Raw genomic sequence first — 11,541 nt, 5'->3', positions numbered from 1 at the left:
GTCATATCAAGCGCCTTGTTCCAAGCGAGATTGAACTTTCTCCGGATGTTGAAGAACAAGTCGAAATTCAAGTGAAATACGAAGGATATATAGAGAAATCCCTTCAACAAGTCGATAAGCTGAAAAAGATGGAGAACAAGAAAATCCCTGAAAACATTGATTACGAAGCCATCAGCGGTTTAGCTTCGGAAGCCAGACAAAAACTGATTGAAGTGCGCCCGTTGTCACTCGCGCAGGCTTCAAGAATTTCAGGAGTCAATCCTGCTGACATCTCGATTCTGCTTGTTTATATCGAACAAGGAAAAATTGCGAAGGTTTCAGGCGATCAATAGAGGCAAAGGAAGGGTAATAGCATGAATACAGAACAATTCCAATCCAGCTTAACGGAGAAGGGGATTTCCCTTTCCCCCAAGCAATTAGATCAATTCCAGAAGTATTTTGAAATCCTTGTAGAGTGGAATGAGAAGATGAATCTGACCGCCATTACAGACAAGGAAGAGGTATATTTGAAGCACTTTTATGATTCAATCAGTGCCGCGTTTTTCATTGATTTTACCGATAAGAAAACAATTTGTGATGTCGGAGCGGGTGCTGGGTTCCCGAGCATTCCCCTGAAAATCTGCTTCCCTCACCTGCATGTAACCATAGTGGACTCATTGAATAAACGTATATCGTTTCTGAATCATTTATCAAAGGAATTAGGGCTTGATCATACTCATTTTTATCATGACCGGGCAGAAACCTTTGGGAAAAAGAAGGAACATCGTGAATCCTATGATATAGTAACAGCAAGAGCAGTAGCCAGAATGTCTGTGTTAAGCGAACTCTGTCTGCCACTCGTGAAAAAAGGCGGTTTATTTGTAGCTATGAAGGCTTCAAATGCGAACGAAGAATTGATGACAGGAAAAAAAGCGATTGCGACTCTTGGCGGACAAACAGAAAAAGTGTTTTCATTTGTCCTTCCTGAAGAAGAAAGTGAACGTAATATCGTGAAAATAAATAAAGTTAAAGAAACACCTAATAAGTATCCAAGAAAACCGGGTACACCGAATAAATTACCGTTGGAGTAGGAATAGAACATGATTGGTTCTTCCCTTATAGGATAAATGGTATGCTTTTACTGTAGTGATTTGTGTGAATATGTCTATATGAGGCAGGAACTTGTCATAATTTTAGAGAATTTATAATATAGGGAGTTTCTTAAAGGTGGTGTAGGAAGATGAAGCATCCTTTCTCTCGTTTTTTTGGCCTGGGTGAAAAGGAGCAAGATGTTGAATCTGAAGAATCAAGTGTAGTGGAAGATCGGGACGAGGTTAAGAAAATACCGGTGGCTCAAATCGTTCCTAATCGCTTTCAGCCGAGGACGGTATTCAATGACGAAAAAATAGAAGAGCTATCCAGAACGATACACACACACGGGATCATTCAGCCGATCGTAGTAAGACAAGCGAATGACGACCAGTATGAAATTATTGCAGGGGAACGCCGTTACAGAGCCGTTCAGAAACTTGGATGGGAAACAGTTCCGGCCATCGTCAAAAATCTTAGTGATACCGAGACAGCTTCAGTGGCTTTAATCGAAAACCTGCAAAGGGAAGAACTTTCTCCGATTGAAGAAGCAATCGCCTACGGAAAGCTGTTGGAATTGCATAATCTGACCCAGGAAGCACTTGCTCAACGCTTAGGAAAAGGACAATCAACTGTAGCAAACAAGCTTCGTCTCCTAAAGCTTCCAGAAGAAATTCATCATGCGTTACTAGATAAGAAACTAACGGAACGCCATGCACGTGCATTAATTCCATTAAAAAAACCCGAGAAGCAGATTCAGCTTCTTGGTGAAATCATCGAAAAAAGCTTAAATGTTAAGCAAACGGAAGACAGAGTCGTGAAAATGCTGGAAGGCTCTGCCCCGAAACCAAAACCGAAGCGTAAAGCATTCAGCAAGGATATGCGCATAGCCGTGAACACAATCCGTCAATCTCTCTCCATGGTCTCGGACAGCGGAATTAACCTCAATGCCGAGGAAGAAGAGCACGACGAATTCTACCAATTCACCATCCGTATTCCAAAGAAAAAATAGATTAGTAAAAAGCGAGAAACACAAATTGGTTGTTTCTCGTTTTTTTATTGCTTTAAAGTTAACGTATTCTTCAAAACACCGCTGCTGATTTCCGTTTAAGACTTCGATTTCCAAAGGATGCCGTGGAGGCTCGACTTGCTCCCTGCGAAAGCAAGGTCTGCAGCGGAAAGGAACGGTCCGTGATTATTCCTTCACTATATAAAAAACCTATATTTTTCACAAAATAATTTCCGTGGAAATATGACAATTTTTAGCAAAATTCTCTTGGTGATAAGGTTAAGATTAAGATTTTATCCAATGACATGATCGTAAGCTTTCATTATTTTCAAAAAAGAAACAGACATTTCCCCGCAAATTTTGATAGAATAGAAGAATACTGTGAAGAAAAAACGACCAATCTTGGACGTCAAAAGGTAGGTGACAACCTTGGGAAGAATTATAGCGGTAACCAACCAAAAAGGCGGTGTGGGGAAAACGACCACTTCCGTTAATTTGGGTGCGTGTTTGGCATACATAGGACAAAAAGTTCTGCTTGTAGATATAGATCCCCAAGGAAATGCCACGAGTGGTGCTGGAGTGGAAAAGGGAGATGTTCATCAATGCATTTATGATGTATTGGTAGATGATGTAGATGTGAACGACACCATCAAACAATCAAAAGTTGAAAATCTCTCAATCGTACCTGCGACAATCTCATTAGCAGGTGCCGAAATAGAATTGGTCCCCACCATATCTCGTGAAGTACGATTAAAAAAAGCACTAGAAAAAGTTAAAGACGAATATGACTATATCATTATTGATTGCCCGCCATCTTTAGGGCTGCTGACGATAAATGCACTGACAGCCTCTGATGCAGTCGTCATACCTGTTCAATGTGAATATTATGCTCTTGAAGGGTTGAGCCAGCTCCTGAGCACTGTACGATTGGTACAAAAGCACCTGAATCATGAATTGATGATTGACGGTGTTCTGCTGACCATGCTGGATGCCCGTACTAATCTCGGAATTCAAGTCATCGAAGAGGTTAAGAAGTACTTTCAAGATAAAGTGTACCGTACGATCATCCCTCGTAATGTCCGCTTAAGTGAAGCACCGAGTCACGGGGAACCCATCATTATTTATGATGCTAAGTCTAGGGGAGCAGAAGTTTATTTAGATCTGGCAAAGGAAGTGGTGGCGAATGGCTAAAGGTTTAGGGAAGGGCATTAACGCTCTCTTTCAAAACGTTCAAGCAACTCAAAATGAAGAATCTGTTCAAGAGGTGAAGCTGAAAGAAATTCGGCCGAACCCTTATCAGCCACGTAAGATTTTTGAGCCTGGCGGAATCGAAGAATTAAAGGAATCCATATTGGAACATGGTATACTTCAGCCCATCATCGTAAGAAGATCGATTAAGGGCTATGAAATTGTTGTCGGTGAGCGGCGCTATCGTGCGGCTACCGCTGCCGGATTGGAAGTCGTCCCTGTAGTCGTCAGGGATTTGAATGACCAGCAGATGATGGAACTTGCAGTAATTGAAAACCTTCAGAGAGAGGATCTAACTCCAATCGAAGAGGGAGCAGCATATCAGATGCTCATGGACAAGCTGAAAATCACCCAGGAAGAAGTAGCAAAACGTCTCGGGAAAAGCCGTCCGCATATTGCCAACCATATTCGCTTGTTAGCATTGCCTTCCCCTATTCAGGAACTGATTTCTGAAGGGAAGCTTACAATGGGACACGGACGGGCGCTGCTTGGGTTGAAGAATAAAAAGAATCTCTCGACCCTTGTAAATCGTATATTGAAGGAATCTTTGAACGTCCGTCAACTGGAGAAAATCGTTGGAGAAATGAATGGAAATGTTTCACGTGAAACAAAGAAGCCTGAGAGGAAGAAGGATGTATTCATTAAAGAACAGGAATCCATGCTTCGTGAACGCTTCGGTACGACCGTGACGATTAAACAGTCTAAGAAAAAAGGGAAAATAGAGCTTGAATTTTTCTCGAAGGAAGATCTGGATCGGATTTTAGATTTGTTACAAGAGAAGTAAAAATGTTTTTACAAGAGAAAGGACTGACCTTCTGTATCTGGAGGTCAGTCCTCTTCCCTTTTTAAGTAAATGGTAACAAGAATCGATTTCTAGTTTGGATGAGGGGAACGCATATGGTACTGTTAGGAACGATTGTAAACGGAATTTGTATTATCATCGGAACATTGCTGGGAGTTTTCCTGCACCGGATTCCTGAGAACATGAAAGGAACCGTGATGAAGGCGATTGGTCTGGCAGTGGTGGTCCTTGGCTTGCAAATGGGACTGAAAAGCGAGAACTTCCTTATTGTCATCATCAGTCTTGCACTTGGGGCAGCCTGGGGAGAGTGGATGAATTTAGAGGATAAACTGAACGCTGTCGGTACATGGCTTGAGAAGAAACTGGGGAGCAAGAAAGAAACATCCATTTCCCAAGGGTTCGTAACGGCCACCCTTATCTTCGTGATCGGAGCAATGGCTGTTATCGGTGCTCTCGACAGCGGGATTAGGGGAGATCATGATGTCCTTTACACAAAGTCAATCATTGACGGATTCACTTCTTTGATCTTAACGACTACTTTGGGAATCGGGGTCATGTTCTCTGCAGTTCCCGTGGTTCTTTATCAAGGTTTGATCGCCCTGTTCGCAACTCAGATCCACCAATGGGTGCCCCAGGAACTGATGGATACCTATATCGTAGAGATGACGGCAACGGGCGGAATCATGATATTCGCGATCGGGCTGAACCTGATCGGAATCACCAAGATACGGGTAGCGAACTTATTGCCCGGTATTATCGTTGTGGCGATGGTTGTAGGTGTAATCCATGCGTATCATTTGTATATGTAATGAGAAAAGCGGAAGCGCCCTGTTCAGCCTCAATAAGTGTCGGCGGACCGAACGGTGAAGCTGCCCTTTAACTTCATTGGGCGGACCGAGACGTATTGAGGGCTGAGTGCTGGAGCAGGACAATTCTCAAGGGAGAAAGTAGACTTTCTTATCAAATATAAAAAGGGAGGCAGCAGCGCCTCCCTTTTTATATTATCGATCAACCTCAATGCAATTCCTCCCGCCATTTTTCAATGCTTATCGCATTTCGGCGTTCGATGATATCTTCAGCTTGCACAATGGCTTCCACCATCGCCTTAGCCATTTTCATCACCAGGTTCAAACGGGTATTCTGTAAAACGAAGAATTCCATAAAACCGCTGACATTCACGATCCCGGTCAGATGAATATTGCCCACCTCCGGCAAATCCTTATTGACACCGGCACCCGGCTTCAAAGGTCCGTCACACAGCTGAATGGCACCTACACTCTTCAATCGGCCAAGACAGGCATCAATCCCGATGATAAATGCATTTACGTGCTTCGATTTGATTTCCTGCAGCCTTTCCTCCAGGTTAACGGCATGAATCGGATCATCCAGCGTACCGTAAACATGAAAGATCCCGATCGCCTGCTCAGACAATAACGTTCCTACCAAAGGACCTAACGAATCACCAGTCGACCGGTCTGTGCCGATACACACAAAGACGATCGGGCGCGTCCGGTAAAGAGTTGGAAGTATGGAGGCCAATTGAACAGAAAGATCCCTCGAGGCGTGTTCATCCTGATGATAGACTCTAAAAGGTTCGGTCCTCCGTTCAAATAATCCTTTTTTCAGATTCATAACTTCCACTCCTTTGAATAGTAGGGTTTACAGGAAAGTGTTTTTCAGTCGAGATGTCGGGGCTGAGCGAGCCGCCTCCGCATTTCTATTGTCCAGCTCCGGGGCTTAGAGGCACATGTCATAAGCCAAACCGACCAAGAAGGCAAAGAACGCCTTCATGTCCGATTCGTCTTATGTCACCCGCCTCTGAGCGAAGCCCCTCCGCATTTCTATTGTCCAGCTCCGGCGGCTAGCCCCTCGAGGTCATAAGCTAAATGGTCCAAGAAGGCAGAATGCGCCTTCCCGGCCCATTCATCTTATGCTTGTCGGGGCTGAGCGAGCCGCCTCCGCATTTCTTTTTAACAGTATACGGACGATTTGGTTTTTTCATACATATATGAAGTCGATTTTTCATAAAATAAAAAATTTCGTTTTAATTTGTGATGTATAGGTTAGAACTACCCAAGCTTAGGGAAACTTGATAGAATAAACATACTTATTACATAAAAGCAGGTGAATATATGGCAGCGACTCCTAAAGAAGAAGTTAAAAAGGCTGTTGATAATGCAGCAGATAAACTAATCGATAATGAGTTCTGGTTAGCCCTGGGACAAGGTGCAATTAAGATTGTCGCGATCATGCTCATTACGTATCTCGCCTTGAAATTGGGACGGACAGCCATCCGGAATGTATTCAGAGTAAGGTCAAAAGCACCTCTTAAGTTTTCGGAGCGGCGTGAAGCGACTTTATTAAAACTGTTGGAGAATGTGTTGACCTATGTTGTTTACTTCATCAGTTTGATGACGATTCTGTCGACGCTTGGCATCGATATAAAAGGGTTGATCGCGGGTGCCGGGATTGTCGGGCTTGCTATTGGTTTCGGAGCGCAGAACCTTGTGCGTGATATCATCACCGGATTCTTTATTATTTTTGAAGATCAGTTTTCTGTCGGTGATTATGTCAGGATCGGGTCTGCTGAAGGGACGGTTGAAGAAATCGGTCTTCGCACGACGAAAATTAAAAGCTGGACAGGGGAACTTCATATCTTCCCTAATGGTAATATCACGGAAGTAACCAACTTCTCCATCCATAATAGTATTGCGGTCGTGGATGTAAGTATTGCCTATGAAGAAAACATTCAAGAGGCAGAAAATGTTATCCAGGAATTGCTTCTATCCCTTCCCCAGAAGTACGAAGATCTTGTGAACCCTCCAGAGTTATTAGGGGTGCAGACTCTCGGTGCCTCGGATGTCGTCATCAGGATTGTCGCTGAAACACTCCCGATGAAGCACTGGTATATTGCGAGAATGATCCGCAAAGACGTGAAACTGCTTCTTGATGAACACGGTATCGAAATTCCATTCCCTCGCATGGTGATGTATTCCAGATCAGAGGAGAATGAGGCATTGCCTGTAAAGGAAAGGAAAAGAGAAATCGATCAGGAATAGGAGGGAAGGCTAATGGAGCAAAAAACATTTCAACTGAATGATATTGTAGAGATGAAAAAGCCTCATCCTTGTGGAGCAAATCGCTGGAAGGTGATCCGGATGGGAATGGATATCCGGATTAAATGTGTAGGCTGCGGCCACAGCGTAATGATCCCGCGGAAGGAATTTGCTAAAAAGATGAAAAAAGTATTGGAAACTTCGCAGGAATAATTACTCCTTTCATACCCATATCTTTACAGGCTTAACCCTTCCGGCGGTCAGGCTTTGTTATACTTATTAAACACCCCCTCGTTTTTTACGGGCGGGTGTTTTTTTACTCCTTTCAGGTTCAGTAACCACTACTTGTCTTTTCACTCCATTATCTCTATAATTATGAAGGGTTCGTCCATTTAGAAGAGTTAACATCAATCACGATTTTTCATAGATAAGAACAATAATGAGGAGTGACCGAAATGGCTTTAACAGCTGGAATCGTTGGCTTGCCGAACGTTGGTAAATCAACACTTTTTAATGCAATTACAAAAGCAGGTGCAGAATCTGCCAACTATCCTTTCTGTACGATTGATCCGAACGTAGGAATTGTAGAGGTGCCTGATCACCGATTAGATAAATTGACTGAATTAGTGGACCCGAAGAAAACCGTTCCGACTGCATTCGAATTCACGGATATTGCCGGAATCGTCAAAGGTGCAAGTAAAGGTGAAGGGCTTGGGAACAAATTCTTATCACATATCCGCCAAGTCGATGCGATTTGTCAGGTAGTCCGCTGTTTCGCGGATGACAACATCACACACGTATCCGGAAAAGTAGACCCGATTGCTGATATTGAAGTCATTAATCTTGAATTGATTCTGGCTGACCTTGAAACCGTCGATAAGCGTCTTGCACGTGTTCAAAAGATGGCTAAACAAAAAGACAAAGAAGCGGTATTTGAGCATGATATCCTTGTGAAGCTGAAAGAAGTTCTTGAATCAGAGCAGCCTGCCCGTACGGTTGAGTTTTCCGATGAGCAGATGAAGCTTGTGAAACAGCTTCACCTCCTTACTTCAAAGCCAGTATTATACGTGGCAAACGTAAGTGAAGATGAGATCGCAGATCCTTCCGATAACGAATATGTGCAAAAAGTCCGAAAATTCGCGAAAGAAGATAATGCAGAAGTCATCGTTGTCTGTGCGAAAATTGAATCTGAAATCGCTGAACTTGATGATGAAGAAAAAGCAATGTTCCTTCAGGAGCTTGGAATAGAAGAATCAGGTCTTGATCAATTGATCCGTGCAACCTATTCTCTTCTTGGTCTTGCAACATACTTCACTGCTGGTGTGCAGGAAGTTCGTGCCTGGACATTCCGCGAAGGCATGAAGGCTCCTCAATGTGCCGGAGTCATCCACACCGACTTCGAAAGAGGCTTCATCCGTGCGGAAACCGTATCCTATGAAGACCTTGTAGAAGCAGGAACAATGGGAGCAGCACGCGAAGCAGGAAAAGTGCGCCTAGAAGGTAAAGAATATCTAGTAAAAGACGGAGACATTATCCACTTCCGTTTTAATGTATAAGTTTTTTTGATGAGAGAGACTGGACGTGGATCCGGTCTTTTTCTTTTTAAAAAACCTATTTGATCTGGAAGCAAGTAATCATACGGTGATGCAAATGTTAAACTTTTGTTGATTCTAACCGGTTCCAGCTATTGATTGGAGTGGGAGGCGAAGACTCCTGCGGAAGAGTAGCTAATGTGAGACCCCGCAGGAACGCATGCACTGGACCCATAAAGTTGAACACTTATTTATTAAGCAGCTAATTGAATGATACTGTTTCGATAAGCTACTGGACTTTTCCGTTTCAATCTTGATTTAATTCTCAAATGATTGTAGTAATGCATGTATTCTTCTAGTTCGACTTGAAAGTGCTCGATACTATCAAATTCCTGTAAATAAAGGAATTCGGATTTAAGTATCCCAAAAAAGTTTTCCATGACAGAGTTGTCATGACAGTTTCCTTTTCGAGACATGCTTTGTGTGATGTTATGTTCTTTCAGTGCCCTTCGGTACTGGGCCATTCGATAGTGCCAGCCCTGATCGGAATGAATCAAGAGTTCATCGCCTTCATTTACGTATTGTAATCCTTGTGCCAACATCGTTTCGACCAAATCAAACGTCGGTCTTGATTGGAGCGTATAGGTAATAATTTCACCGTTAAACAGGTCCAAAATCGGGGAAAGATAGAGCTTCTGTCCGAACAATTTAAATTCCGTAATGTCCGTCACCCACTTTTGGTTAGGTTTCTGGGCTCTAAAGTTACGGTTCAGGATGTTTGGAGCTGCTTTTCCGATTTCTCCTTTATACGATTTGTACTTTTTCATACGCACAATGCATTTAAGTCCTAGATCTCTCATAATTCGAAGTACTTTCTTTTTATTGACCGTAAATCCTTTTTCCTGAAGGACGTCGGTAATGCGACGGTATCCAAATCGCCCTGAGTGTCTATGGTAAATGAATTTAATCCTTCTTTTCCATTTGCGGTCAGGGTCTGGTCGGTTCCATTTTTTTATGAGGTTGTAGTAAGTGCTTTTGGCCATCTTAGCTACTTGTATCGTTCTAGTCACCGGAAACTCGTTCCTTAGTTCATATACTACTTTCGCTTTGATTTCGTTGGTGATTGTTCTTCCTGAACTAAGGATTTCAGCTTTTTTAAATACGCATTCTCCATACGAAGGTATTCAAGTTCTTTTTTCATATCTTCTGCCGACTGGTTGGAAGAGTTATCTTTGCCCTTTTTATTCTGATTGGAAGTCATCGTAGAAAGCCCCTTTTCTTTTGGTTCAAGGGCATCTTCTCCAGCTGTCTCCCACTTTTTCTTCCACCTGCGAACCATACATGGATCTGGGATATGAAAAATGGCTGATGCCTCTCGAATGGAGTAATTCTTTTCCGTAATAAATTGAATTACCCTCAGTTTAAAGGCAGAAGGATAGTTTGTATAGGGAAAGGCAAAAGCTTGATCCCCATGGTAACGAACTAACATCACCCAGTAACGGAGAATGGACTCATCTACGCCAACTTGATTCGCTAGTTCTCGATAACTGACTAATTCATTTAGAAAATGTTTGGCAACTTGTAATTTATATTCCAGGGTAAACTTAGCCATTAGTGCGGGCACCTCCTATTGTTGGTTGGGGTGTCCAACAATAGGGGAGCAACGCACGCAGTGACGAGGAGGCTCACGGGCTACCCGCGGAAAGCGAAGCCTCCCACGGAAATCAATAGCGGCATTCAAAACCGGATATTATTAAAATCTACCAGATATCCTACGATATATTGCAATACTAGAAAAGCTGTGATATAATTCTATTTCGTGAGTAATGAACGCATTGCTCCTTGTCCTTTCGTAAAGAAGGGACCGTATAGACCACGAGGAGGTGACATTCAGATGAGAAAGTACGAAGTTATGTACATTGTCCGCCCAAACATTGACGATGAGTCAAAGAAAGCAGTAGTTGAGCGTTTCGATAACGTTTTATCAACTAACGGCGCGGAAATCATCGAGTCAAAAGATTGGGGTAAACGTCGTTTAGCGTATGAAATCAACGATTTTCGTGATGGTTTCTATCAACTAGTTAAGATGAGCGCTACTTCTGATGCAGTTAACGAATTCGATCGTTTAGCTAAAATCAGCGATGATATTATCCGTCATATCGTTATTAAAGAAGAAGAATAATCCGAACGTTTTAAGATAAACACTTCTATACCTGTTTCACGTGAAACAGCATTCTAGAAGGAAGGGGTTGATTCTGATGATGAACCGAGTTGTATTAGTAGGGCGTTTAACCAAAGACCCTGAATTAAAATATACTCCAAATGGAGTGGCTGTTGCCTCGTTCACACTTGCAGTGAATCGTAGTTTTACGAATCAATCAGGAGAACGGGAAGCAGATTTTATTAACTGCGTTGTATGGCGTCGCCCTGCAGAGAATGTAGCAAACTTTCTTAAAAAAGGCAGCTTAGCTGGCGTTGACGGTCGTATTCAAACGCGTAATTTCGAAGGACAGGATGGTCGCCGTGTGTTCATGACGGAAGTCGTAGCGGAAAGCGTTCAGTTCTTGGAACCGCGCAGTGCGAATCAAGGTGATCGTGGAGGAAGTCCGGGCTATTCGGGTGGAGGTCAGCGTGACCAAGGAAATCCTTATAGTCAGAATCAGAATCAACAGCGCAACAACAACAATAACAACAACTATACACGTGTAGATGAGGATCCATTCGCAAATGACGGTCAGCCGATCGACATTTCTGATGATGATCTGCCATTCTAAACGAACGATACGAAAAAATTAAAATGATAGGAGGCGAATCACATGGCAGGAG

The 11,541-nt window shown here is 42.9% G+C and carries 13 protein-coding genes; 11 read left to right on the top strand and 2 right to left on the bottom strand.

From position 1 onward, the window contains the following. From HP456_RS13815 to HP456_RS13790, 6 genes are all read left to right on the top strand, one after another. A partial coding sequence (locus HP456_RS13815) for a tRNA modifying enzyme MnmG family protein (RefSeq protein WP_512698754.1) occupies positions 1-332 on the top strand: 332 nt, incomplete at its 5' end. 21 nt (positions 333-353) lie between these two features. After that, positions 354-1,070, top strand: a complete 717-nt coding sequence (gene rsmG / locus HP456_RS13810) for a 16S rRNA (guanine(527)-N(7))-methyltransferase RsmG (RefSeq protein WP_172252047.1) — start codon at positions 354-356, stop codon at positions 1,068-1,070. 149 nt (positions 1,071-1,219) lie between these two features. After that, positions 1,220-2,080, top strand: coding sequence for a nucleoid occlusion protein (gene noc, locus HP456_RS13805; RefSeq protein ID WP_172252045.1), 861 nt, complete (start codon positions 1,220-1,222; stop codon positions 2,078-2,080). Between the two features lie 426 nt (positions 2,081-2,506). Then, positions 2,507-3,268: a ParA family protein gene (locus HP456_RS13800; RefSeq protein ID WP_172252043.1), complete on the top strand. Its 762-nt coding sequence runs from the start codon at positions 2,507-2,509 to the stop codon at positions 3,266-3,268. Next, complete coding sequence (locus HP456_RS13795) at positions 3,261-4,109, top strand: ParB/RepB/Spo0J family partition protein (RefSeq protein WP_172252041.1); 849 nt, start codon at positions 3,261-3,263, stop codon at positions 4,107-4,109. Before HP456_RS13800 ends, HP456_RS13795 begins: the two co-directional genes overlap by 8 nt. Positions 4,110-4,222: 113 nt before the next feature. After that, the gene (locus HP456_RS13790; protein ID WP_172252039.1) at positions 4,223-4,936 is read left to right on the top strand and encodes a DUF554 domain-containing protein; all 714 of its coding nucleotides are present in this window, start codon (positions 4,223-4,225) and stop codon (positions 4,934-4,936) included. 205 nt (positions 4,937-5,141) lie between these two features. Here HP456_RS13790 and yyaC read toward each other — a convergent pair whose 3' ends face one another. Beyond that, a complete protein-coding gene (gene yyaC, locus HP456_RS13785; RefSeq protein WP_172252037.1) occupies positions 5,142-5,759 on the bottom strand; it encodes a spore protease YyaC in 618 nt (205 codons plus the stop codon). A gap of 500 nt (positions 5,760-6,259) precedes the next feature. Here yyaC and HP456_RS13780 point away from each other — a divergent pair, with 500 nt between their 5' ends. From HP456_RS13780 to ychF, 3 genes are all read left to right on the top strand, one after another. Beyond that, on the top strand, positions 6,260-7,186 hold the full coding sequence (locus HP456_RS13780; protein ID WP_172252035.1) for a mechanosensitive ion channel family protein: 927 nt from the start codon (positions 6,260-6,262) through the stop codon (positions 7,184-7,186). 12 nt (positions 7,187-7,198) lie between these two features. Next, complete coding sequence (locus HP456_RS13775) at positions 7,199-7,396, top strand: DUF951 domain-containing protein (RefSeq protein ID WP_172252033.1); 198 nt, start codon at positions 7,199-7,201, stop codon at positions 7,394-7,396. A 242-nt stretch (positions 7,397-7,638) separates the two neighbouring features. Next, complete coding sequence (gene ychF / locus HP456_RS13770) at positions 7,639-8,739, top strand: redox-regulated ATPase YchF (RefSeq protein ID WP_172252031.1); 1,101 nt, start codon at positions 7,639-7,641, stop codon at positions 8,737-8,739. Between the two features lie 230 nt (positions 8,740-8,969). Here the strand turns inward: ychF and HP456_RS13765 are convergent. Further along, a protein-coding gene (locus tag HP456_RS13765) for an IS3 family transposase (protein ID WP_376766215.1) occupies positions 8,970-10,327 on the bottom strand; the annotation gives its coding sequence in 2 pieces (ribosomal slippage) (positions 8,970-9,865 and positions 9,865-10,327; 1,359 coding nt in all). Between the two features lie 282 nt (positions 10,328-10,609). Here HP456_RS13765 and rpsF point away from each other — a divergent pair. Continuing rightward, complete coding sequence (rpsF, locus tag HP456_RS13760; protein WP_172252029.1) at positions 10,610-10,897, top strand: 30S ribosomal protein S6; 288 nt, start codon at positions 10,610-10,612, stop codon at positions 10,895-10,897. A 76-nt stretch (positions 10,898-10,973) separates the two neighbouring features. Continuing rightward, entirely contained in the window at positions 10,974-11,489 is a 516-nt protein-coding gene (ssb, locus tag HP456_RS13755) for a single-stranded DNA-binding protein (RefSeq protein WP_172252027.1), read from the top strand. The last annotated feature ends 52 nt before the right edge of the window (positions 11,490-11,541 follow it).

This window comes from Bacillus haikouensis (genome assembly GCF_013179555.1).
Classification (GTDB): domain Bacteria; phylum Bacillota; class Bacilli; order Bacillales; family Bacillaceae_B; genus Rossellomorea; species Rossellomorea haikouensis_A.
The sequence above is the reverse complement of the archived record's forward strand: the minus strand, read 5'-3'. Positions and strand labels throughout refer to the sequence as shown.

Bases quoted from the DNA above. Each gene is read 5' to 3' on its own strand.
- yyaC (WP_172252037.1), bottom strand. From the start codon at position 5,759: ATGAATCTGAAAAAAGGATTATTTGAACGGAGGACCGAACCTTTTAGA.
- HP456_RS13780 (WP_172252035.1), top strand. From the start codon at position 6,260: ATGGCAGCGACTCCTAAAGAAGAAGTTAAAAAGGCTGTTGATAATGCA.
- ssb (WP_172252027.1), top strand. From the start codon at position 10,974: ATGATGAACCGAGTTGTATTAGTAGGGCGTTTAACCAAAGACCCTGAA.
- HP456_RS13790 (WP_172252039.1), top strand. From the start codon at position 4,223: ATGGTACTGTTAGGAACGATTGTAAACGGAATTTGTATTATCATCGGA.
- noc (WP_172252045.1), top strand. From the start codon at position 1,220: ATGAAGCATCCTTTCTCTCGTTTTTTTGGCCTGGGTGAAAAGGAGCAA.
- ychF (WP_172252031.1), top strand. From the start codon at position 7,639: ATGGCTTTAACAGCTGGAATCGTTGGCTTGCCGAACGTTGGTAAATCA.
- HP456_RS13795 (WP_172252041.1), top strand. From the start codon at position 3,261: ATGGCTAAAGGTTTAGGGAAGGGCATTAACGCTCTCTTTCAAAACGTT.
- rpsF (WP_172252029.1), top strand. From the start codon at position 10,610: ATGAGAAAGTACGAAGTTATGTACATTGTCCGCCCAAACATTGACGAT.
- HP456_RS13775 (WP_172252033.1), top strand. From the start codon at position 7,199: ATGGAGCAAAAAACATTTCAACTGAATGATATTGTAGAGATGAAAAAG.
- rsmG (WP_172252047.1), top strand. From the start codon at position 354: ATGAATACAGAACAATTCCAATCCAGCTTAACGGAGAAGGGGATTTCC.